General features: G+C 72.3%; 25 protein-coding genes and 1 riboswitch. Of the genes, 13 read left to right on the top strand and 12 right to left on the bottom strand.

Going from position 1 to position 21456, the window contains the following annotated elements; genetic code table 11:
• Nucleotides 1-55 precede the first annotated feature (55 nt).
• Entirely contained in the window at nt 56-1006 is a 951-nt protein-coding gene (locus tag FLX07_RS05480) for an ABC transporter substrate-binding protein (RefSeq protein ID WP_142568340.1), read from the bottom strand.
• Nucleotides 1007-1085: 79 nt separating this feature from the next.
• Nucleotides 1086-1222, bottom strand: a riboswitch (cobalamin riboswitch).
• 493 nt (nt 1223-1715) lie between these two features.
• Between FLX07_RS05480 and FLX07_RS05475 the strand changes: the two genes are divergently transcribed.
• Nucleotides 1716-2984, top strand: coding sequence for an acyltransferase family protein (locus FLX07_RS05475; RefSeq protein WP_229689624.1), 1269 nt, complete (start codon nt 1716-1718; stop codon nt 2982-2984).
• Here the strand turns inward: FLX07_RS05475 and FLX07_RS05470 are convergent.
• Nucleotides 2947-3819: a Gfo/Idh/MocA family protein gene (locus FLX07_RS05470; protein WP_142568339.1), complete on the bottom strand. Its 873-nt coding sequence runs from the start codon at nt 3817-3819 to the stop codon at nt 2947-2949. The two genes, FLX07_RS05475 and FLX07_RS05470, sit on opposite strands and share 38 nt — an antisense overlap.
• A 102-nt stretch (nt 3820-3921) precedes the next feature.
• Between FLX07_RS05470 and FLX07_RS05465 the strand changes: the two genes are divergently transcribed.
• The gene (locus FLX07_RS05465) at nt 3922-4500 is read left to right on the top strand and encodes a histidine phosphatase family protein (RefSeq protein WP_142568338.1); all 579 of its coding nucleotides are present in this window, start codon (nt 3922-3924) and stop codon (nt 4498-4500) included.
• A 28-nt stretch (nt 4501-4528) separates the two neighbouring features.
• Here the strand turns inward: FLX07_RS05465 and FLX07_RS05460 are convergent, their stop codons facing one another.
• The 3 genes from FLX07_RS05460 to FLX07_RS05450 all read right to left on the bottom strand — a co-directional run bounded on the left by FLX07_RS05460 (nt 4529) and on the right by FLX07_RS05450 (nt 5989).
• Nucleotides 4529-4804 (bottom strand): hypothetical protein, encoded by a 276-nt coding sequence (locus FLX07_RS05460; RefSeq protein ID WP_142568337.1) that lies wholly within the window; start codon nt 4802-4804, stop codon nt 4529-4531.
• A 130-nt stretch (nt 4805-4934) separates the two neighbouring features.
• On the bottom strand, nt 4935-5168 hold the full coding sequence (locus tag FLX07_RS05455) for a DUF397 domain-containing protein (protein WP_079314287.1): 234 nt from the start codon (nt 5166-5168) through the stop codon (nt 4935-4937).
• Nucleotides 5168-5989, bottom strand: coding sequence for a helix-turn-helix domain-containing protein (locus FLX07_RS05450; RefSeq protein ID WP_142568336.1), 822 nt, complete (start codon nt 5987-5989; stop codon nt 5168-5170). Before FLX07_RS05450 ends, FLX07_RS05455 begins: the two co-directional genes overlap by 1 nt.
• Nucleotides 5990-6188: 199 nt before the next feature.
• On the opposite strand from FLX07_RS05450, the gene FLX07_RS05445 reads away from it, so the two are divergent.
• Both FLX07_RS05445 and FLX07_RS05440 read left to right on the top strand, forming a co-directional pair.
• A complete protein-coding gene (locus FLX07_RS05445; protein WP_229689623.1) occupies nt 6189-6698 on the top strand; it encodes an ATP-binding protein in 510 nt (169 codons plus the stop codon).
• Nucleotides 6699-7119: 421 nt separating this feature from the next.
• The gene (locus FLX07_RS05440) at nt 7120-9507 is read left to right on the top strand and encodes a helicase-associated domain-containing protein (RefSeq protein ID WP_142568334.1); all 2388 of its coding nucleotides are present in this window, start codon (nt 7120-7122) and stop codon (nt 9505-9507) included.
• 17 nt (nt 9508-9524) lie between these two features.
• Here FLX07_RS05440 and FLX07_RS05435 read toward each other — a convergent pair whose 3' ends face one another.
• Nucleotides 9525-10775: an ArgE/DapE family deacylase gene (locus FLX07_RS05435; protein WP_142568333.1), complete on the bottom strand. Its 1251-nt coding sequence runs from the start codon at nt 10773-10775 to the stop codon at nt 9525-9527.
• A 94-nt stretch (nt 10776-10869) separates the two neighbouring features.
• Here FLX07_RS05435 and FLX07_RS05430 point away from each other — a divergent pair, with 94 nt between their 5' ends.
• Entirely contained in the window at nt 10870-11925 is a 1056-nt protein-coding gene (locus tag FLX07_RS05430) for an endonuclease/exonuclease/phosphatase family protein (RefSeq protein ID WP_142568332.1), read from the top strand.
• A gap of 31 nt (nt 11926-11956) precedes the next feature.
• Here FLX07_RS05430 and FLX07_RS05425 read toward each other — a convergent pair whose 3' ends face one another.
• On the bottom strand, nt 11957-12319 hold the full coding sequence (locus tag FLX07_RS05425) for a hypothetical protein (protein ID WP_142568331.1): 363 nt from the start codon (nt 12317-12319) through the stop codon (nt 11957-11959).
• 102 nt (nt 12320-12421) lie between these two features.
• Here FLX07_RS05425 and sigJ point away from each other — a divergent pair, with 102 nt between their 5' ends.
• From sigJ to FLX07_RS05410, 3 genes are all read left to right on the top strand, one after another.
• The gene (gene sigJ, locus FLX07_RS05420; protein WP_142568330.1) at nt 12422-13393 is read left to right on the top strand and encodes an RNA polymerase sigma factor SigJ; all 972 of its coding nucleotides are present in this window, start codon (nt 12422-12424) and stop codon (nt 13391-13393) included.
• Nucleotides 13394-13549: 156 nt separating this feature from the next.
• Complete coding sequence (locus FLX07_RS05415; RefSeq protein ID WP_142568329.1) at nt 13550-13870, top strand: hypothetical protein; 321 nt, start codon at nt 13550-13552, stop codon at nt 13868-13870.
• 379 nt (nt 13871-14249) lie between these two features.
• Nucleotides 14250-14441, top strand: coding sequence for a hypothetical protein (locus tag FLX07_RS05410; protein WP_142568328.1), 192 nt, complete (start codon nt 14250-14252; stop codon nt 14439-14441).
• A gap of 362 nt (nt 14442-14803) precedes the next feature.
• Here FLX07_RS05410 and FLX07_RS05405 read toward each other — a convergent pair whose 3' ends face one another.
• Both FLX07_RS05405 and FLX07_RS05400 read right to left on the bottom strand, forming a co-directional pair.
• Nucleotides 14804-15250 carry a hypothetical protein gene (locus FLX07_RS05405; RefSeq protein ID WP_142568327.1) on the bottom strand — a complete coding sequence of 149 codons (447 nt, stop codon included), beginning with the start codon at nt 15248-15250 and terminating at the stop codon, nt 14804-14806.
• Nucleotides 15251-15341: 91 nt separating this feature from the next.
• On the bottom strand, nt 15342-15626 hold the full coding sequence (locus FLX07_RS05400; protein WP_142568326.1) for a hypothetical protein: 285 nt from the start codon (nt 15624-15626) through the stop codon (nt 15342-15344).
• Between the two features lie 480 nt (nt 15627-16106).
• Here FLX07_RS05400 and FLX07_RS05395 point away from each other — a divergent pair, with 480 nt between their 5' ends.
• Together FLX07_RS05395 and FLX07_RS38810 are read left to right on the top strand one after the other, a co-directional pair.
• Complete coding sequence (locus FLX07_RS05395; RefSeq protein WP_142568325.1) at nt 16107-16415, top strand: Rossmann-fold NAD(P)-binding domain-containing protein; 309 nt, start codon at nt 16107-16109, stop codon at nt 16413-16415.
• Between the two features lie 131 nt (nt 16416-16546).
• Nucleotides 16547-16786, top strand: a complete 240-nt coding sequence (locus tag FLX07_RS38810) for an Ada metal-binding domain-containing protein (protein ID WP_142568324.1) — start codon at nt 16547-16549, stop codon at nt 16784-16786.
• Here FLX07_RS38810 and FLX07_RS05385 read toward each other — a convergent pair.
• Entirely contained in the window at nt 16675-17235 is a 561-nt protein-coding gene (locus FLX07_RS05385; protein WP_142568323.1) for a DUF1349 domain-containing protein, read from the bottom strand. The genes FLX07_RS38810 and FLX07_RS05385 overlap by 112 nt on opposite strands.
• Before the next feature lie 356 nt (nt 17236-17591).
• Here FLX07_RS05385 and FLX07_RS05380 point away from each other — a divergent pair, with 356 nt between their 5' ends.
• The 3 genes from FLX07_RS05380 to FLX07_RS05370 all read left to right on the top strand — a co-directional run bounded on the left by FLX07_RS05380 (nt 17592) and on the right by FLX07_RS05370 (nt 19786).
• The gene (locus tag FLX07_RS05380; RefSeq protein ID WP_142568322.1) at nt 17592-18203 is read left to right on the top strand and encodes an RlpA-like double-psi beta-barrel domain-containing protein; all 612 of its coding nucleotides are present in this window, start codon (nt 17592-17594) and stop codon (nt 18201-18203) included.
• 62 nt (nt 18204-18265) lie between these two features.
• Nucleotides 18266-18586 carry a GroES family chaperonin gene (locus tag FLX07_RS05375; RefSeq protein WP_142568321.1) on the top strand — a complete coding sequence of 107 codons (321 nt, stop codon included), beginning with the start codon at nt 18266-18268 and terminating at the stop codon, nt 18584-18586.
• Nucleotides 18587-18613: 27 nt separating this feature from the next.
• Nucleotides 18614-19786 (top strand): M20 metallopeptidase family protein, encoded by a 1173-nt coding sequence (locus FLX07_RS05370; RefSeq protein ID WP_142568320.1) that lies wholly within the window; start codon nt 18614-18616, stop codon nt 19784-19786.
• 3 nt (nt 19787-19789) lie between these two features.
• Here FLX07_RS05370 and FLX07_RS05365 read toward each other — a convergent pair whose 3' ends face one another.
• Nucleotides 19790-20212, bottom strand: a complete 423-nt coding sequence (locus FLX07_RS05365) for a TIGR02611 family protein (protein ID WP_229689622.1) — start codon at nt 20210-20212, stop codon at nt 19790-19792.
• 60 nt (nt 20213-20272) lie between these two features.
• On the bottom strand, nt 20273-21451 hold the full coding sequence (locus FLX07_RS05360) for an acetate/propionate family kinase (RefSeq protein ID WP_142568318.1): 1179 nt from the start codon (nt 21449-21451) through the stop codon (nt 20273-20275).
• Nucleotides 21452-21456: the final 5 nt, after the last annotated feature.

Below are 21456 nucleotides of genomic sequence, written 5' to 3'. Positions count from 1 at the left end.
CGCTCACCGCACCACCGCTCACCGCACCACCAGGGGCGTCCGCGTCACCACCGGCTCAGCTCGCCGCCTTCTGCACGGCGTCGCTGACGGCCTGGGCGAGGTCGGCGACCCGCGGCCCCCAGCGGGAGGCGACGTCGTCGTCCAGCTCCACCACGCGGTCCTTCTTCAGGGCGGACAGGCCGGACCAGCCCGGCCGCTTGGCCAGCGCGGCGGCGTTCTGGCCGCAGCACTTGGTGTCGCCGAGGAAGATCAGGTCGGGGTCGGCCTTGGCGATGAACTCCGCCGACAGCTTGGGATAGCCGCCCGCCGCGTCGGGCGCCTCGTCGGCGATGTTCTTCAGCCCGAAGAGGCTGTAGACCTGCCCGATGAACGTGCTCGACGTCGCCGCGTAGGGCGTGACGTCCAGCTCGTGGTAGTACATCAGCTCCTTGCCCTTGGGCGCCGCCGCCGCGAGGGCGTCGATCTTCTGTTTGACGCCGTTCGCCACCTCGTCGGCCTTGGCCGCGTTGCCGGTGGCCGCGCCGAGGTCCCTGATCTGGTCGTAGGTGTCGTCCAGCTTGGCGGCGGAGGGTTCGAGCAGCACCGGCACGCCGACCTTGGCGAGCCCGGCGACCACGCCCTCCAGGTCGTTGGCGAGCACCACGAGGTCGGGCTTGGCGGCGACGATCGCCTCGACGTTGGGCTTGAACCCCGACAGCGACGTCTTGGGCGCCTCGGGCGGGTAGTCCGACTGGTCGTCCACCGCCGCCACCTGCGCGCCCGCGCCGATCGCGAAAAGGATCTCGGTGGCCGTCGGGGACAGCGACACGATGTGCTCGGGCCTCTTGGCGATGGTCACCGCGCCGTTGCCCGCCTGGATCGTGGCGGGGAAGGCGCCCTGACCGGCGCTGTCCGAGGCGGCGGGGGCGGGGGGCGCGGACGTGGCGGCGCCGTCGGTCTGGCCGCAGCCGGCCAGAGCGAGCACGCCCAGCACCACACCCGCGACGGCCGTGCGTACGGGCCTCACGAGGGTCCTCCATCAGGGGGAATGCCGGGAATCGAGGGACCCGCTGGAAGCGACGGATCACCCTTTTCCACGAGGGTCGATTGCGTCGGCGCACAGCGCAGGCGACCTGGCTCGTCCTCGGAGAACGGGGAACCACAGTTGCGGGACAGCGCCGGAGTCTCACCGGACTTCGCTGCGCGGCGCGCGTCGGACGCAACGGTACCAATCCCTCACGCGGCGTCCACCCCCGCCCCGTCCTGCACCGCTCAGCACGCCGGGGGGATCAGCCCGGCGCCTCCCCTGGCCCTCCCAGGTCGAGCGCGACCGCGCGGACCGCGTCCACGACGGGCGGGCAGACCCCGGATGGGTTGATCATGCCGCCGGCCTGCGCGTACGCGGGAGTGGTAGGGCATACCCCACCCCGTCGGTAGGGGGTCGCCCATGGCCGGATGTAGGGACCGCGTCGCTGTGCCGGAGGGGGCCGCGGCGGGACGCTTGACGTGCTCGGCGGGACCGGAACCACGAGACCGCGAAGCCTCACAGAGCCCGAACCCGAGCCCGAAGATCCAACCCTCAGACCCCGAGCCCCAGACCCCCAGACTCCGAGCCCCACAGACCCAAAGCCACCAGGATCGAGCCCCACAGGCCCGCGCACCGGGGAACCCCACCCCGGCCCCGCCACCCGCGTGACTCACCCTCGTGGCGGCACGACACAGCGAAGGCGGCCCCCGTGTCCCTGACCATGCTTCCCCCCGCCCCCGAACGGGCCCCGGCCGCGCCACGGGACCGCTTCATCGACGTCCTGCGCGTCTTCGGGATGGTCCTGGTGGTCGTCCAGCACTGGACGATGCCGGTCCTGTCGTACGCCCAGGGACGGCTGACCACGGGCAACGCCCTGGCGGCGATGCCGTACGTCACCTGGATCTCGCAGGTCATGCCGCTGGTCTTCTTCGCCGGAGGCGCGGCCAACGCGATCAGCTTCAGGTCCGCCGCCCGCCGCGGCGGGACGGCCCGGGAGTGGACGGCGCGGCGGGTGCGCCGCCTGGCCTGGCCGGTGGTGCCGCTGGCGGTCGTGTGGCTGCCGCTCCCCCACCTCCTGGTGGCTCTCGGAGTGCCCGCGCAACCGGTGGACGTGGCCGCGCGGACGGTCGGCCAGCTGCTGTGGTTCCTGGCGGTCTACCTGCTGGCCGTGGTGGCGACGCCGCTCCTGCTGCGGGTGCGGACGAGCGTGGCTTTGCCGGTGCTGGCGGGCGGCGCGGTGCTGATGGACGTGGTCCGGTTCTCCGGCCTGGAGGCCGCCGGCTACCTCAACGTCGCGTTCGTCTGGCTGGCGGTCCATCAGGTCGGGTTCCGGTACGCCGAGGGCGGCCTGGAGCGGCTGACGGGGCGACGGGCCGCAGGCCTCGCGATCGCCGGGTTCGCGATGGTGGCGGCCCTGGTGGCGACCGGACCCTACCCCGCCAGCATGATCGGGATGCCCGGGATGATCTCCAACATGGCCCCGCCGAGCGCCTGCCTGCTCGCGCTGTTCGCCGGTCAGCTCGGCCTGGCGATGCTGCTGCGCCCCGCCCTGAACACGCTGGCCGCCCGGCCGAGGGCCGAGGCGGTGCTCACCGCGCTCGCGCCGCGCATGATGACCGTCTACCTGTGGCACATGACCGCGCTCGTCGCGGTCGCCGGTGCGGCGACCATCGGGTTTGGGCTGGCGACCCCGCACGCCGGCTCGGCGGCCTGGTGGAGCGCCGTCCCGCTGTGGCTGGCCGCCCTGGCGCCGGTCCTGGTCGGGCTCACCGCGATGCTCGGCCGATTCGAGAACCCCGCGGGCGCCGCCGCCCACCGGCTCGTGCCGGTGGCCGTCCCGCTCGTCGGCGGCGCGCTGCTCACCCTCACGATCACCGGCTTCGCGCCCGGACCGGCGCCGGTGATCGCGTCCCTCGCCCTGGTCGTGGGCCTGGCCCTGGTCAGCCGGCCCGCAGCTGCCGCTCCACGTCGTCGATGATCTCCTGCATGCGCAGGCCGTGGCGGGCGTCGAGCGGATGCCCGCCGCCGTCGCGTACGGTGCCCGCGAACTGGCGGACCACCTCGGGGAAGACGTCGCCGAGTTCGGAGCCGAGCAGCGAGGCGCTGCCGAGCCGTCCGTACACGTCGATCCGGCTGGGCGGGGTCTCGCCCTCGGCGGCCATGCTCAGCGACGCCTCGCTGACCGCGCCGCCCTCGTGCTCCAGCAGCAGGCCGACCCAGCGGAGCGGGTCGCCGTGTGCCTTGACCGCGACCACCCGGCCGAGCGCGGCGTCGAGCAGGTCGATCGTGTGCGGGCCCACGTCGAGCACCGCCCCGCGCTCCAGCCGCCAGGGGGTGGCGAAGGGGCCGCTGCGCAGGCTTCCGGAGACGTTGGCGGCGTGCCCTCCGAAGGGCTCGATCCGCCGGACCCGGTCGAGGAAGCCGGCCGTCGCCGCCGAGTAGCGGAACGTGAAGAGCATCTGGGAGGCGACGCCCGCCTCCTCGATCGCCCCGGCCAGGCGCCGGGCGCCGTCGAGGTCCGCCGCGAGCGGCTTCTCCAGCAGCAGCGCCCTGCCCGCCCGGGCCGCGAGCACGCCCAGCTCGGCCTGCACGGCGGGCGGAACGCAGAAGGCGACCGCCTCCGACGCGGCGAACAGGTCCTCCAGCCGTTCGAAGGAGGGCGCGCCGTGGGCGCCCGCCAGCGCTCGCGCCGCCTCGGGCCTGCGCGCCCACACCCCGGACAGCGTCGTGTGCGGCCCGGCCGCGAGGGCGGGCGCGTGCACCATCTCCGCCCACGGTCCCGCGCCGACGAGTCCCACCCGCACCGGCTCCATGGCGCCCCCTTTCCGCCGGGGACCCTACTGCAGGCCGCGGGAGGGCGGTCAAGGGGGGCCTTCGCGCGTGAACTCGACACCGGCGGGCAAGATGGACCCTCTATGAACGTCATCCTGCTGAGACACGGCGAGACCGAGTGGAGCAGGGCCGGGCGGCACACGGGCCGCACCGACCTGCCGCTGACACCGCACGGCGAGGAGGAGGCGCGTGCCCTGTCCCGCCTGGTGGCGGGCCGATCCTTCGCACTGGTCCTCGTCAGTCCCGCGCAGCGGGCCCGGCGCACCGCCGAACTGGCCGGCGCCGGGCCGTACGAGGTGGACCCGAACCTGTGGGAGTGGGACTACGGCGGCTACGAGGGCATCTCCACCCCCGGCATCCGCGAATCACGCCCCGGCTGGTACGTCTGGCGCGACGGCGTCATCCCGGGAGACGAGGCGCACCCGGGTGAGACCGTCGAGCACGTCGGGGAGCGGGCGGACAAGGTCCTCGCCCGGATCCGCTCGGCGGACGGCGACGTGCTGGTCGTCGCGCACGCGCACATCCTGCGCGTGCTGGCGGCCCGCTGGCTGTCGCTGCCCGCCGACCACGGCAGGCACCTGCGCCTCGACACCGGGACGTACTCCGTCCTCGGCCACGAGCACGACGAGCCCGTTCTGCTCCGCTGGAACGCGCCGACCTGAAACGTGCCGGCTTGATACGTGCCCCGTGTCACACCTGGGCGACCGGCTGGGGTTGCGGGCCTCGGCCGGTCAGCCACTCCAGGACCTTGTGGTGGCCGCGCCGGGCGTCCTCGAAGTGCCCCCACTGCCAGTACCTGGGCTGCTCCCGCACCCCGGTGACCCACGTCCGGTACGCCACCGACCTGGGCCGCCCGCTCGCCGGGTCGGCCGGTGCCGCCACTCCGTAGGTGCGGATCACCACGCGGCCTCCGGGTGCGAACAGCACGTCGTCGGCCACCGGGTAAAGAGTCATCTGGTCCAGCACGGGGTCCCCCTTGTGAGCTTTCCTGGGACCAACTGTGCCGGATGCGTGTTACGCCTCCCGCGTCGCGCTGTTACGCCCATGAGAAGCGGGCGGACAGGGGGCTGCCCCAGAACCGGTCAGACCATATCGATCACACCAGGAGGCCGTCGAACTCGCCGTCCTTCACCCCGAGCACCAGAGCCCGTATCTCGTCGCGGGTGTAGATGAGCGCCGGCCCGTCGGGATAGCGGGAGTTCCGGACGGCCACGCCGCCGTCGGGAAGCTCGGCCAGCTCCACGCAGTTGCCGGTCGAGTTGCTGTGGGCACTTTTCCGCCAGGTGACCCCGGCGATGTCGGTTGCGGGCATCCCGTTATATGTCTGCATTATGTCTCTCTGAGAAGTTCGCCGAGGATCTCGGCAGTGCCGCCGGGCGTGGTGCTCTCCACGCACAGCTGCTCCATGGCCGTGAGGTAGGGATCGATGTCCTCACGTTTGTCCAGGTAGAGCGCACCCCAGAGCTGCTCGACGTAGACCACGTCCGAAAGGTCGGACTCCGGGAAGCGGAGAATGGTGAACGCGCCTCCCTCGGCCGCGTGCATCCCGTAGCGGAGGGGCATCACCTGAAGGGTGATGTTGGGCAGCGTGGACACCTCCAGCAGGTGCTGGAGCTGTTCCCGCATCGTCGGACTCCCTCCGATGGGCCGCTTGAGCGCCGCCTCGTCGATGACGGCCCACAGCCGGGGGCCGTCCTTGCGCGTGAGCCGCTCCTGCCGCTGCATCCGCAGATGGACGCGCTGTTCGAGCTCGGCCTCCGATGCGTCCGGATAACCGAGCATGATCACCGAGCGGGCGTACGCCGCCGTCTGCAGCAGGCCGGGCACGAACTGCACCTCGTAGGTGCGGATCACGCTGGCGGCCTCCTCCAGGCCGACGTAGGTGACGAACCAGTTCGGCAGCACCTCGCCGAACTTGTGCCACCACCCGGGCGTGTTCGCCTCGCGGACCATCTCCAGAAGGCCACGCCGCTCGGCGTCGTCGTGGACGCCGTACAGCGTGAGGAGGTCTTCGACATCACGTGTCTTGAACCCGACCCGGCCGAGCTCCATCCTGCTGATCTTCGACTCCGAGGCACGGATGTGGAATCCGGCGACCTCGCGGGTCAGGCCCCGCTGCTCACGCAGCCGGCGAAGGCTCGCGCCGAGCATGATGCGTCGAACGGTGGAACCGGATCCGGGCGGATCTATGGACACGTGCTATTCCTCCGCTTTGTGGACTGGTTCACAGTCTGTCAAAGATCGCCCCCTTCGTCCCAGTGGTGTCGGGGGTAACCGTAGCGCTTGCACAACGCGCTTGCACGTGCATTCGCCCTTGCACATGCACGGGAGTGTCCCTCATCATGATCTCGTGCAGTCCACGAACCTGACTCGTGGCCAGAACCAGTGGTCGACGCTCGACTGGTGGCCGCCTATCGGCTGGTGGCCGGAGCCCGCCCGCGATCTCCTCGAACCCGGGATGGCCACCGCCAGCGCCACCTTCGCCCTGCCGCCCCGCGCGGAATCGGTCCACTCGGCGCGCAGCTTCGCCGCCGGGACCCTGGCGGGGTGGCAGCTGGCGGACCTGCTCGACGGGATGGAACTGGTCGTCTCGGAACTGGTCACCAACGCCCTGCGGCACGGCATGAGGCTCACCGGCAACCGCGCGCGGGAGGCCATGCGGCTGTCGCTGATCCGGAGGGGGGCCAACGTGACCTGCGCGATCACCGATCCCGGATCGTCCGCGCCGGTGCTGCGGGAGCCGACGCCGTTCGAGCCGGGCGGCCTCGGGCTGCACATCGTGGAGTCGCTGAGCGTGTGCTGGGGATGGTGCCCGCTCGTCCCGCAGGGCAAGGCGGTGTGGGCCGTACTGGCGGCCTGAGCACCGGCCTGCGGCCGGACGGCGGGGCCACGCGCTTCGCCGCCGGCTTCGGCCGCCCCGCGCGGGCAGTGACCTCTCTCCGGCCGGGGGCGCCGGAAAACCTAACCCGATCGCCAGACCTACCTAACGCCGGTCCTGGTCCGTCGGCCGAAGAGCGCTCCCGTGCAGCCCGGAATGCATGGGAGCGCCCTCCGGCCGACGGCCCGGATTCCCCGGAACACACCCCGAATGCCGGCGCGGCAGGCGATGATGTGCTGAGATCGGGCCGTATCGGCCGATCGGCATGCCCTCTTCTCACCGGCCGGCGGAGAGATATCGTGATTCCGGACTTCGTGACCGCCCCCTCCTCGCCGGCGCACGGACCCGGCCGAGACCGTGATCTGCACTACGGTGGCTTCCTGGGACTCCCGAGAGATCAACTATGGACGATCACCTAATCGGCTGGCTGACCGGCCTCGACGAAGACAGGCTCGCCCGCGTGCTGGCCAACCGGCCGGACGCGATCGCCGCACCGTGGCCCCGGCGCCTGGACGCCCTCGCCCAGCGTCTGACCGACACCTTCGCCGTCATGGAGGTCATGCGCGGCCTCCCTCTCCCCCCTCTCGAACTCCTGCAGGCGTGCCTCGTCATCGGCGGCCGTCCGACGGAGGACGAACTGGCCCGTTTCCTCGGGGTGAGCGCCTCCACGGTGATCCCCTGGCTCGACCGCCTGTACGACCACGCCGTCGCCTGGCCCGGGCGTGACGGCAGGATCAGCGTGGCCGAGGCCGTCGCCCGCTGGTGGACCGCGCCCTGCGGCCTGGGCGAGCCTCTCAGCGCGTACCTCGACTCGTGGAAGCTCAGCACCGACGCGCTGCGCCGCATGTGCCGCGTGCTCGACCTGTCTCCCCACGGCGGCAGGCGCCAGGTGATCGCCAGGATCACCGCGCTGCTCGGCGACTGCGAGCGCCTGGGGTCGCTGCTCGACGACGCCCCCGACGGCACGCTCGGCATGCTCGACGACTTCGCGTGGGACGGCCCGGTCCGCAGCGTGAACGGCAACCGGTTCATCACGCCGGGCACGCCGGAGAAGTGGGCCCTCGACCACGGCCTGCTCTTCCGCACCCAGTGGGACCTGGCCGAGATGCCCCGTGAGGTCGCGCTGGCGCTGCGCGGCCCCGACTACCGCGGTCCGTTCACGCCGTACCCGCCCGATCTGGCCACGGCCGAGGCGGACGCCGACGCCGTCGAGCACGCGATGTGCCTGGCCGCGCCGCACGTGCTCGACCGGGCCACCGCGCTGCTGGAGAACGTCGACAAGACGCCGCTGCCGCTGCTGAAGAACGGCGGGGTCGGCGTGCGGGAGATCAAGCGCCTGGCCAGGGAGACCGGCTGCGCCGAGGACGAGACCCGGCTGCTGCTGGAGGTCTGCGCGGTCGCCCGGTTGATCGCGATCAGCGAGGAGGCGGGCGGGCTGACGCCGGCCGGCCGGTACGACGCGTGGCGGCTGGAGGAGGCGCCCATGCGGCTGCGCGTCCTGCTGGCCGCGTGGTGGCGGATGGAGCGCTCGTCGCTGCGCCTGGTGGACGGCCGCCACCCGGCCGCGCTCGGCGACGACCCGGCCGGCGAGACGATCGCCAGGATCCGGTGGGCCCTGTTCGCGGCGCTCGCCGAGATCCCCGAGGGCAGGGCCTTCGCGACGCTGCCGGAGCTCGTGCAGCGGGTGCACTGGCGCGCCCCGCTGCTCGACCGGGAACTGCTGGACGGCTGCGCGGCGGCCGTGCTTGAGGAGGCCCGCCTGCTCGGGCTCGTGGCCTGCGACGCGCTCACCGGTCTCGGCCGGGCGCTCGCCCCGCTCGCGGCCGCGGCAGGCGACGAGAGCCGCGAGTGCGCGCCCGAGGTCGAGCACGACCCCGCGCTGGCGAAGGCCACCACGCACGCCATGGCGAGCGCGCGGCGCACGGCCCTGTTCGGCGCCGACCTCACCGCCGTGGTGACCGGCCCGCCGTCGGTCGAGCTCGCGGCGCTGCTCGACCGCGCCGCCGACCGTGAGTCGCAGGGCTCGGCGTCGGTGTGGCGGTTCGGCCCCGCGAGCGTACGGCGGGCCCTGGACGGCGGGGAAACGGCCGACACGCTCATCGCCGACCTGTCGGAGGCCGGGACGCTTCCCCAGCCGTTGACCTACCTGATCAGGGACGTGGCGCGGCGGCACGGCGAGGTCACGGTGTCGTCGGTCGGCTGCATCGTCCAGGGGTCCGACCCCACGCTGCTCGCCGAGATCGCCGCGCACCGGAAGCTGGCCAAGCTGGGCCTGCGGCTGCTGGCGCCGACCGTGCTCGCCGGCGCGGCGCCCGCCGCGGTCACGCTGGCCGCCCTCAGGGAGGCGGGCTACGCCCCCGTGCCGGTGGACGACACCGGCGAGATCACCATCCGGCGCGAGCCGCCGGGCGGGCGGCTGATCCTCCTGCCCGGCGGGCGGGTCGCCGAGCTCGAACATCCCGGCCCCCCGCTGGAGCCCCCGCCGGACCCGCGCGAGCACGCCAGGCGGCTGCTGGTCAGCGGCGGCCCGGTGGCGGCCGCGGCCCAGCCCCGCCAGACATGGGCCGTCATCGGGCGCATGGCGACCCGGCTCCCGGCGGCCCAGCAGTCGCTGCTGGGCTTCGTCGTGGACCGCGAGGTACGCGCGATGATCACGCTGGCCGACGGGGTCACCGCCACGGTGAGCCACGGCGAACTGCGCAGCGGCGTGCTCGACGCGTGGTGCGAGGAGGCCGGCGACTACCTGGAGTTCCCGCTCAACGAGATCTCCTCGGTCACCGCCGACTGCTGACAGCCGTCACAGAAATCTCAGCGGACGCCGCAGCGGCGCAGGACGAGCAGGGCCAGGGCGCGGGTGACGTCGCGGAGCTCCCGCAGGTCGACCTGCTCGCGCGGGGCGTGCGCGAAGCGGACGTCGCCCGGCCCGTAGTGCAGGGTCGGCACGCCCGCACCCGCGTACAGGCGCAGGTCGCTCCCGTACGGCGCGGCGGTGCGGCCCGGCCGCGCCCCGGTCACGTCGGCCACCGCCCGGGCCGCCTCCTCCGCCAGCGGGTGCCCCTCGGGCAGCCGGCCGCTGGCGAACTGCCCGCCCGGCCAGGTGACGCGCACGGGATTGTCCCGCAGCCAGGGGTCGTCCAGATCGGCGAGCGCCGTCTCCAGAGCGGCGCGGGCGTCGGCCGGGTCCTCGTCGAGCCGGACGCCCAGCCGTCCCTCGGCCACGAGCAGGTCGGGCACGGTGCTCGCCCAGTCGCCCGCGCGCACGGTGCCGATCTCGATCGGGTACGGCAGCGGGTTGTCCGCGAACAGGGGGCCGGGATCGGCGTTGCGCGCGCGTTCGAGCCGCCTGACGGCCTGGAGCACCGGCACGAACGCCTCGACGGCGTTGACCCCCTCGTAGCGGGTGGCGCCGTGCGCGGCTCGGCCGGCGACCTCGAGGCGGAAGGTCAGCGCGCCGGCGTTGGCGGTGATCAGCTTCCCGCTCGTCGGCTCGGTGATCACGGCCGCCTCCCCGGTGTGGCCCCTGGCCAGGGTGGCGAACGCGCCGAGCCCGCCGTCCTCCTCGCTGACGACGCAGTGGACCGCGAGGGGACGCGCGAGCCGTACGCCGGTCGCGCGCAGCGCCTGCACCACGGCGAGGTTGGCGGCCAGACCGGCCTTCATGTCGCAGGCGCCCCGCCCGTGCAGGGTGGTCGCGCCGAGGCGGGCGCCGAACGGGTCCTGCCCCTCCCACTTGCCCGGGTCGCCGATCGGCACGACGTCGGCGTGTCCCTGGAGGATGAGCGCGGGCGTGCCCTCGCCCTCGGTGACGCCGACGACGCCGTATCCCTCGGCGCGCTCCGCCTCCATGCCCGGGAACCCCTCGCGGGAACGGAGATCGTCGAGGTCGAGCTTCCACATGTCGACGTCGAGGCCCCATTCGGTCAGCATGCGGCCGCACCGGTCCTGCAGATCCGACTCGGCGTCGGTGCCGGTGATGCTCGGCACCCTGACCAGATCGGCCAGCAGGCGCACGGTCTCCGCCTCGTCGAGGGCGTCCAGGACTCTCGCTTCCACATCCATGCCGGAGACTGTACGGCCTGCCCCGACCGGCGTGGAGCCCCCGAATGCACGTGCAGACCGTCGTACGGTGGATCTTTCAGGAAGGAGTCCGGGGATGGCGAGACTGACAGCCGGCTGGGCGGGCCGCCCGGGGATCTGGCGCGGCCTGCTCGCGTGGCCGGCGGTCGCGCCGTTCGCGCTGTGGGCGCTGCTGCGGCTGGTGCCCGGCGACGTCGGCTTCCGGTGGGTGCAACTGGTGGCGTTCACGCCGTACGTCGCCCTCGCCTCGGTCGTCGCGCCGCTGGTCGCGCTGCTCGTGCGGCGCCCGGCGGCGCTGGTCGCGGGCCTGGCGGTCACCGCGACGCTGGCGGCCTGCGTGCTGCCCCGCGCGCTGTCGGACCCGTCCTCGCGGGCCTCGACCGGCGCGGGCGCGGGCGGCGCCGCCGCCCTGAGCACATCGAAGACGCAGACTCCGGCCCTGCGGGTCCTGTCGGCCAACCTGCTCTACGGCTCCGTGCCGCCCGCCGTGCTGGTGGACCTCGTGCGGCGGCTGCGTCCCGACGTCCTGACGCTGCAGGAGCTGACCCCGCAGGCCTCGGCGGGCCTGCGTGCGGCGGGGCTGACCGCGCTCCTGCCGTACGCGGACGACCGGTCCCGGGAGGGCTCGGACGGCTCCGGGCTCTTCACGCGGTTCCCCCTGCGGCCGGAGGGGTTCACGGCCGTCAACGGCCGCCGGCAGGCGGCGGGCGTCATCGATGTTCCCGGCGCGGGGCCCGTCGCCGTCGTGTCCGTGCACCCGTGCGCGCCGCGCTACGCCTACCGGTTCAGATGCTGGTCGAAGTCGCTCGCCTCGCTGCCCGACCCGGGCGAGCGCGTGCAGATCCTGTCCGGGGACTTCAACGCCACGCTCGACCACGCCCGGGTCCGGCGCCTGCTCGACGCGGGTTACCGGGACTCGGCCGACGCGACCGGCAACGGCCTGGCGGGCACCTGGCCCTACCGGAGGTCGTCGGACTTCAACGGCCTGCCGGTGCCGCCCGTCACCCTCGACCACATCCTGGTAGACCCGCGCGTCACGGTCCGGGCGTTCAGCGTCCACCGGCTGCCGATGACCGACCACCGGGCGATCTTCGCCGAACTGAGCCTGCCCTCCACCGCGCCTTCCGGCTGATCCCGGTGTGCCCCGGGACGTCGGCGCCGCGTCAACGCCGCGTCAACGCCAGCAGGCTCAGCCCGAACATCAGGACGCCCAGGGGGAGATGGACCGACGGCACGTGCGCGATGCCGAGCACGACCTGGACGGAGGCGAGGACGAGGAAGCCGGACGCGTGCCAGACGGGCCGGGGCGAGCCGCCGCCCGGCTTCCACGCCAGCACCGCGGCGAGCACGTACAGCAGCGACGCGCCGTACATCACGCGGGCTCCGGCACTGTGCAGCGTCTGTCCGTAGGACGAGGTCAGCAGCAGTCCGGCGGAGACCGCCTGAACGAAGATGGTCAGAGTCTGCAGGCTGATCGCGATCCGCAGAAACGAGAAGCCGCGCTGTGCCGTCGCCTGGGTGGCCATGCCGTGTTCCCCTGTTCCGCCCCCGGGGGCAGTCGATCGATAAGGTCTCACCAGCCCGACGACGCGGGCCCGCGAAAGGTAAGGCGAGGAGGCGCCGGGAGCATGGGGACGGCGGGGACGAGCACCGATGAGACAGCCGGGGAACGGCGTCGGCTGATCAACGTCGCCTACCGGTTGCTCGGTTCGCTGGCCGACGCCGAGGACGCCGTGCAGGAGGCCTACGCGCGCTGGTACGCCCTGCCGCGAAGCCGGCAGGAGGAGATCGTCTCTCCTGGCGCCTGGCTGACGACGGTGACCGGCCGCATCTGCCTGGACGTGCTCGGCTCGGCGCGGGCCCGGCGTGAGCGCTATGTCGGTGCGTGGCTGCCCGAGCCGCTGCCCGGGTCACGGTCGGGGTCGCTGTCGGGGTCGCTGCCCGAGTCGCTGTCGGGGTCGCTGTCCGGGCGTGCCGGGCGGGACCACGGCCCCGGCACCGACCCCGCCGACCAGATGGTCCTGGACGAGTCGGTGGCCATGGCCTTCCTGGTCGTCCTGGAGTCGATGACGCCCGCCGAGCGGGTGGCGTTCGTCCTGCACGACGTCTTCCGTTACCCCTTCGCCGAGATCGCCGGAGTCCTCGGCCGGACCCCTGCGGCCTGCAAGCAGCTGGCGGCCTCCGCCCGGCGGCGGGTGGGCGTCGCGCGAGCTCCCATGCCGGCGGCGGGCCAGGCCGACATGGTGCGGGACACGGTGCGGCGGGTCAAAAAGGCATGGGAGACGATGGACATCGCGGCGCTCGTCGACCTCCTCGACCCGGCCGCCGTGATGACCGCCGACGGCGGCGGCGTGGCCGGCACGGTCCTGCGCCCAATCGAAGGCGGCACGCGCATCGCCCGGTACATGCTCGCCATCGCCCGCACGGCTCCGGGGCTCGAACTCCTGGAGCGCCCGGTCAACGGTGCGCCGGGCCTGGTGGCCGAGCATGCCGGCGGTGTCGTGACCGTGGCCTCGTTCGAGGTCGCCGACGGCCGCGTCACCCGGATCTGGGTGGTCCGCAATCCGGAGAAGCTGCGGCTGTGGGCGCGGGACGGCTGAGCACGGCTTCCCGGCGGCACGGCCCTCGGCTCATCCATCCGCCAGTCCGGTTCGCAGTGATCGTGGCCGTTTCATCCCAGGTCACGCCGAGGTGTGTTCGCCGAGTGACCGCTGGATTCCGCCCGAGGCTGTCGGCGGTCTGTCACGCTGTGTGACGTGCTGTTGGCGTACGCGGATGAGAGCTTGACCTGTGACCGCTACTCCATGGTTGCGCTGCTGGCCCCGAAGGACCAGGCGATCTTCCTGACGCGCACCCTGGACGAGGTCGTGGCCGGGGCCGCGCAGGCGTACGGGGTCGTTCCGCCGGCGCAGTTGCACGACATGGACCTGTCGCACGGCAACCGTGGCTGGGAGCCGATCGTGAAGACGCGGCGGGTGATGATCGGGGTCTACCATGCGGCGTTCCTGGCCATCGCCGACTACGAGGCGGCTACGGGCCCGATCCCGAGGAGGCCCGCGGGGGACGATGCCGCGTGAGGGCGAGCACCGCGTGGGCGGATGAGTCGTTCCAGGAGCACGACACGACCGGCTTCTACATCATCGCTGCCGTGATCATCCCTGCTTCCGCGCAGGAGTCGGCCCGTGCGCAGATGCTGCGGGCGCAGGCCCGGCACGCCCCGGCCAAACTGCACTGGGTCGCCCGCGATGACAAGGAGCGGTTGGAGCTGGCCTACACGGTGGCCGAGATCGAGGGGTTGCATGTCGTTGCGGTCGGGTCCCCGGTCCACCAGCGTAGACAAGAGCGCGCCCGCGCCTACTGCCTTCACCAGCTGGTGCTCGAGCTGCACGGGTTCGGAGTCGAGCAGCTGTTCATGGAGGCCCGCCAGCCAACGCTCAACACTAGGACATCACCACCGTGCAGCACGCCCGATACACCCTGCCCAAGGGCACTCACTTCCGTATCGATCATCTGCCCGGCGCGGGCGAGGCCCTGCTGTGGGTCGCCGACATCGTGGCCGGCGCCGTCCGCACCGAGAAGCTGGGCGACCCTCGCTACCGGGAGATTCTCGGCGACAGAGTGATCGACTTCCCCGTGAGGGTGCTCTGATCCGAACCCTGAAACGCGCCAGGCCAGGCTCCCGGTCATGCCCCAGGTCACCTGGCCTCACGGCTTCCAGGAACCCGCGGTTCCCGGCGTCACCGACAGACTACCTCGGGTGACTACGTCACCGGAAGCGCAGCAACTCAGCCGGACCCTCAGCCGCTACAAATCAAGCGAGCCCTGGATGACTTCGATCTTTCGGCGAACACTACGGTTGACGCTGGTCGCCGGCGCGGCACGAGTCTTGAACATCACGCCTCGGGAGTTCCCGGCCCACCGGACGCTCCCCTCGCCCGGACGCAGGCGTGGGAGCGTCAACCCGGCCTTCCTGTATCTGTGCTGACCAGCGCCGTCAGATTGTGAAGATGTCAAGGTTGGCGGGAGTCGTCGCGATCGCCGGGCGCGGCCAGCCGCTGCCGCCAGTGGACTCCTCCGGGTGCGGGCCAGGTGTCTTCCGCTACCCGCCTCTCCCACCGATGCACGTAGTCCCGGAACCCGGTCTCCGTACCCGGCATGTCCAGCCACTCCTGGGCCGCTAGTCTGAACTCGCGCACGGCCAGGGCATCGGTGCCGGCGCCGTAGTCGACGGGCCAGCCGTCGAGGATGTCGTCGATTTCCATCCAGGCGCGGTAGAGCCCGCCTACCCCCCACAGGTGCTCGAAGTACGGCCGCTCCGTACAGTTCCACGCTGCTTCGAGGACGAGGCCGCGTATCTGCTCCACATCCCCACGGACGAGGACGCCCTGCATTAACGGATCAATCTTCGCGGCGAACCCAGCGAGCAACTTCAGATTCACAGGCTCGAGATCGCTCATGACTCCAGCATCGCAAGAGGTGCTGAGCTGCTTGCGGTCGGCGCGGCCAGGCCTTGGTGATCGATGGGCTCACCGGCTATGAGCTGCGATTTCAGGATGGAAGAGGCTTGCGGATGTGCCAGGTCTCTCCCTGGCACATGGGCCGTCCGTAGGTGTAGCGCTTTCCGGTCTCCGTCGTCGCCGTGAACCGGTCGTCGGGCAGTGGAGTGACCCGGCAGCGGTTTGGCGGCGGAATCTTCTCGATGGATCCGCCGGGAGGAAGGCTGGCGTACAGGTCGCCCCTGTTCCAGGTGACCACGACGTTCTCGCCAGTTTCGTTGACGATGTTGAAGATCTCGTCCCGGTAAGGCTGGCACGCAGCCAGGGCGACTGTCACCAGGACCACCGCCCCGGCCAGCGGCCAAATGCACATGCGGCTCGCGCCTGGCACCACTTGTCCTCGTCTCCGCCGACTATGTATGTCCGGGGTTCTTGCACCGCGCCGAGTTCCGTAGAGGCTCTGATGCGGCTCGGGCTCCGCCGCGCACGCACCGTTGCTCCGCACATTCGTTGCACGACCGCGCCCGGTCGTAGGACTCCCACCGCCCGATCTGCGGTCCGCGGCGGGAGCCGCGGACCGCGTGATCCACACCGGCTTCGACCACGACGACATGCCTGGCGGCCTGCGCACCGAGCTCGCCGCACTCGCGGCGTTCGGCGACGCCCTCGAAGGCTCCGGCCGCCCCCTCGTCATCAGCTCCGCCACCGGTCTGCTCACCCCCGGCCGCGTCGGCACCGAGACCGACGGCCCGGACCCGGCGGCGCTGCGGCGCCCACCGGGGCGAGGCGGAGCGGGCCGCGCTGGCCCTGGCCGGCCGTGCACCGCCTCGACGCCGCCCGGCTCTACCGTAAGGCCCTGGAGTCGGCCGAGGCCGGTGCCGTCCTGCACGCGGCCGCCGAGGAAGGCGTACCGCTGCGGGCCGTCGCCGAGGTCATCGGCCGCCGCCTCGGCGTGCCGGTGGTCTCCCTCGGCGAGGAGGAGGCGGCCGCCCACTTCGGGTGGATCCTGCGGTTCGCCCGCAACGACAACCCGACGTCGAGCACCGCGACCCGGGAGCGCTACGACTGGCACCCCCGGGAGCCCGGCCTGCTGGCCGACCTCGACCAGGATCACTACTTCGCCTGACCCACCGGGGACCGGCTCCCCGGCGGGCCGGACCGCGCGCCGGGTCAGCCGATCTTCGTGTCGGATTCCCGCCGGCATCGGCCACCCGCGTGGCCGATGCCGGACGCATACAGAGACGCATACAGAAAGGGATGCACCTCTACCGCGAGCACTGCGTACGGGCCGTGCAGTCGAGGGACGCGCGGTTCGACGGCCGACTCTACCCGGCCATCCTGACCACCCGCATCTACTGCCGGCCCAGCTCACAGGGCATGGTTCGTCAGACACCACCTGAATCCAGCGACACGCGGCTGAAGCGGGTCTCGAAGCCCTTGCCGGTCGGGGCGGCGCACATGACCCCCGCGAGGGCCGGCGCCTGCGGCGGGAAGTAGGCCAGGCGCAGCAGGTGCTCCGGCTCCGCGCCGTTCACGCCGTACCGGACCGTCACGGCGTCGCCGGCCCGTTCGAGGTCGAACGTCGCGGAGACGAGGCCGCCGGGCGCGGGCGTGACGGACCAGTCGGAGAAGCCGCGGGTGACGACGACGCTGAGCTGGTGGCCGCCGTCGACGAACTCGACCCCGGCCTTGATCCAGTTCTCCTCGTCGATCCGCAGCACGGCCCCGGCCTGGTCGTACTGCTCGGCGTAGTCGGCGTCGAACGTCACGGTCAGGCGCGCGTCCCCGGTGACCTGCCGGCCGAACATGTGGGCGGTGTCGTAGGAGTAGCCGTAGTGGGTCTTCTGCCACAGGTCGCTCTGCGCGCCGGCGACGGCCCGCAGGCCGTCCCCGGTTTGCGACCACTCCGCGGGCTCGTTGATCCACCTGAAGTCGTCGAACGCCATTGCGGCCCCTTGCCGTCGCCTTTACCGATCTTGCCATGAGAGCCCTTGGCGCCCTCCTGCGTCAAGGACGATCTACCTGGTATTTAGATCGATTTGTCCACTTTACTTGCTCTTTCCCTATACTCGTGCCTCACATCACCTTTTGCCCCCGTAAATCCCGTATATCGCAAAACCGTCGTATCCCTTCCCCAGGGAACGCGCGACCCGCTTCCAGGAGCCGTCCCTCCCTCCCCTCCGAGGGCCGCTCCGCCACACCCGGGCGCGCGTGCGGAGCCCGCCGGCCAGCCGGGCCTCCCCGCCGACGCGAGGCCCTTCCCCGAGGGCCACCCCCCAGCGACCGAGACGAAAGGAACCTCATGCGCAAGCGAGCCCGTCAGGCGGTCACCATGGCGATGGCCGGAACCACACTCGTCGCCGGTGCGGCCACCGCCGCGCACGCCTCGGTGATCCCTCAGGCTCCCTCTTCCACGCCGCTCACCCGGACGGCGCCCGCCGCATCCCCCGCCGCATCCCCCGGCACCACCCGCCCGATCCCCACAGACCTGGCCGGGCTGGGCGCGGCCTTCAACGCGGCCCTCCGCACGGCGTACGCCAAGATGAAGAAGGACGCCTCCCTGCCCTCCGGCGTCTCCACCGCCACGTCCTTCTGGGACGCCGAGACCGCGTCCGGCAAGCCGATGCGGTACCGGACCGTCGCCAGCCCCTACTGGCCCCTCGGCACCAAGGTGCGGATCACCTACAAGGGGAAGAGCGCGATCGGCGTCGTCGAGGACTTCGGCCCGGCCGAGTGGGCCGTGGCCCAGCACGACATCCCGGCGATCGTCGACCTGTCCGAGAAGATGATGGCCGACCTGACGGGCGTCGCCTCCAACACCGTCCACGTACGGTTCCAGGTGCTGAAGTGGGGCAAGGGCGGCGTCTACCGCCACTCGGGAACGGGCTACCACCTGGCCATGGGCCGCCGGTGAGCCCCCGCCGCCGGTGAACCTCCGATGACGGTGCCCGAGGCCGCTGCGCGTACACTGCCAGCGTGGCTGACCCGAAGTTCGAGATCCAGATGCTCCACGACCGCGTGATGGTCAAGGTTGAGCGGGAGCTTGAGGAACGGCGCAGCAGCGCGGGCATCGTCATCCCGGCCACGGTCAAGATGGCCAACCGCCTCGTCTGGGGCGAGGTGAGCGGCGCCGGCTCGAACGTCAGGTCGGTCAAGAGCGGCGACAAGGTCCTGTTTAACCCCGACGACCAGTACGAGGTCGAGGTCCAGGGCCAGCTCTATCTGGTGCTGCGCGAGCGTGACCTGCACGCCGTGGCGACGCAGCAGACCGACCACGGCACCGGCCTCTACCTCTGACCTCCCGACCTCGCGCCAAGGTGGACCATGACCCTCCAGGATGATCTCGTCGAGCTCCGCCGCGCGCTGCACCGGGAGCCGGAGATCGGCCTCGACCTGCCCCGCACTCAGGAGAAGGTGCTCGCGGCGCTCGACGGCCTGCCCCTGGAGACGACCACCGGCGAGCGCCTGTCGTCGGTGACCGCCGTCCTGCGCGGCGGCCGCCCCGGCCCCGCCGTGCTGCTGCGCGCCGACATGGACGCGCTGCCGGTGCACGAGAAGACCGGCGTGCCCTACCGGTCGCGTTTCGACGGCCGCATGCACGCCTGCGGTCACGACCTGCACACGGCCATGCTGGTGGGAGCCGCCCGCCTGCTCAGCGAGCGCCGCGCCGACCTCGCCGGCGACGTGGTGCTGATGTTCCAGCCCGGCGAGGAGGGCCAGGAGGGCGCCCGGCTGATGATCGAGGAGGGTGTGCTCGACGCGGCCGGGGCGAGGCCCGTCGCGGCGTACGGCATGCACGTCTTCTCCACGACGATCCCGCGCGGCCTGTTCCTGACCAAGGGCGGGCCCGTGCTGGCCGCGGCCGACACGCTGACGGTGACCGTGCGCGGCCGGGGCGGCCACGGCTCCTCCCCGCACCGCGCCCTCGACCCGATCCCCGCGGCCTGCGAGATCGTGACGGCCCTGCAGACCCACGTCACCCGCGGCTACGACGTGTTCGACCCCGTCGTGGTGACCGTCGGCAGCTTCCACGCCGGCACCACCGACAACGTGATCCCGGAGGAGGCCGTCTTCGAGGCCACCGTGCGCACGTTCTCGACCGGCGCGCGCGACCGCGTCAGGGAGGGCCTGGTCCGGCTCGCCCGAGGCATCGGCGAGGCACACGGACTCACCGTCGACTGCGCGTTCGGCATCGGCTATCCGGTGACGGTGAACAACGACGCCGAGGCGGAGTTCGCCGCCCGGACGGTGCGGGAGACCCTCGGCGAGGACCGCTACTTCCCGTTGCCCACCCCGGCGACCGGCTCGGAGGACTTCTCGTACGTGCTGGAGCAGGTGCCGGGGGCGTTCCTCGTGGTCGGCGCCTGCCCGCCCGGCATGGATCTCGCCACGGCCCCGGCCAACCACTCGGCGGAGGCGGAGTTCGACGACGCCATCCTGTCCGACGGGGCGAGGCTGCTCGGCGAGCTGGCGGTCCGCAGGCTGGCCCGCGCCTGACGGTCAGCTCAGGAGCTCGCCGGCCTCCTGGATCAGGTCGACGCCGAGGGTCAGCCGGACCGACACCCAGACGATGGCCGCGGCGCAGAGCAGGGTGAGCGCGCCCGCGACGATGCGGACGAACCAGTTCTGCCGCTTCAGCCAGTCGGTCGCCGCCCTGACCCTCGCCTTGGCGAACTCCAGCAGCCGGGACGCCCAGGAGAACTCCGTGGCCAGGACGGCGAGTCCGGCGAAGACCACCAGCCAGCCGGGCCCCGGAAAGGGCACCATGATCAGCCCGGCGACCACGAGCGCGGTGCCGATCACCCCGATGACGATCCGCAGCGTCAACCGGCCCGCCGGAGTCGCCCGGATCCGGTCCAGCCAGCCCGGTGTATGGCCGGCGTCCCGTTTCCCACCCGTACGACTGTCCTCAGCCGTCGCCACACGGCTCACCCCCATTCGCTGCCCACGATAGCCAGCCCGCGAACGCGCCGATCGGCGGGCTCACGCGTCCCCGAGGCAGGCGACCGTCTGCTCGGCGATCTCCAGTTCCTCATTGGTGGGCACCACCAGCACCGTCACCTCGGCGCCCTCCGGGGAGACCACCCTGGCCTCCGCCGACTCGGCGGCGTTGCGCTCGGGATCGATCTCGATGCCGAGCCTGGTGAGCCCGTTCACCGCGAGCGCGCGGACACGGGAGCTGTTCTCCCCCACCCCGCCGGTGAAGACGAGGGCGTCAACGCGGCCGAGCGCGGCGTAGTAGGCGCCGATATAGGCCCGCACGCGGTAGCCGTAGACGTCGAGCGCGAGCCGGGCGTCCTCATCCCCCGCGTCGGCCAGCCGCCACACCTCGCGCATGTCGTTGACCCCGCACATGCCGAGCAGGCCGCTCTCCTTGTTCAGCGCGGCGTCGACACCGGCCAGGTCCATGCCGGCGACCCGGCCGAGGTAGGCGCCCAGAGCCGGGTCGACGTCCCCGGAACGGGTGCCCATCACCAGCCCCGCCAGCGGAGTGATGCCCATCGAGGTGTCCACGCTGCGCCCGCCCCGCACCGCCGTCGCGCTCGCGCCGTTGCCGAGATGCAGCACGATCGAGTTCACCTCGTCGTACGGCCGGCCGAGCAGCGCGGCCGCCCGGCGGGAGACGTACGCCGTGGACGTGCCGTGGAAGCCGTAGCGGCGCACGCCGAGCTTGCGCGTCCACTCGCGGGGGACGGCGTAGGTGTGCGCGTGGGGCGGGATCGTGCCGTGGAAGGCGGTGTCGAAGACCGCGACGTGCGGCAGGCCGGGGAAGGCCCGCCGGGCGACCCGGATGCCCTCCAGGTTGGCCGGGTTGTGCAACGGCGCCAGCGGCGCCATCTCCTCAATGGCCCGCTCGACCTCGTCGTCGATCAGCACCGGCGTGACGAACCGGCTGCCGCCGTGGACGACCCGGTGGCCCACCGCGGTCACGCCGTCGAGCGGCGGCCCGTGCTCGGCGAAGGCCGCGAGCACCGCCTTCAGCCCCTCCTCGTGGTCGGCCACCCGGCGCTCGGTCCGCACGCCGTCGTGGGTGACCACGCTCTCGTCCTCGCCGATGCGCTCGATCAGCCCGCCGGCCACGGCCCGGCGCGTCCCCATGTCGATGAGGCGGTACTTGATGGACGACGACCCCGTGTTCAGGACGAGGACCTGCCCGCTCACCGTGT

It is taken from the genome of Microbispora bryophytorum (genome assembly GCF_006874465.1).
GTDB classification, from domain to species: Bacteria; Actinomycetota; Actinomycetes; order Streptosporangiales; family Streptosporangiaceae; genus Microbispora; species Microbispora bryophytorum.
Note: the sequence above shows the minus strand (reverse complement) of the source record. Positions and strands in the feature narration are given on the sequence as shown.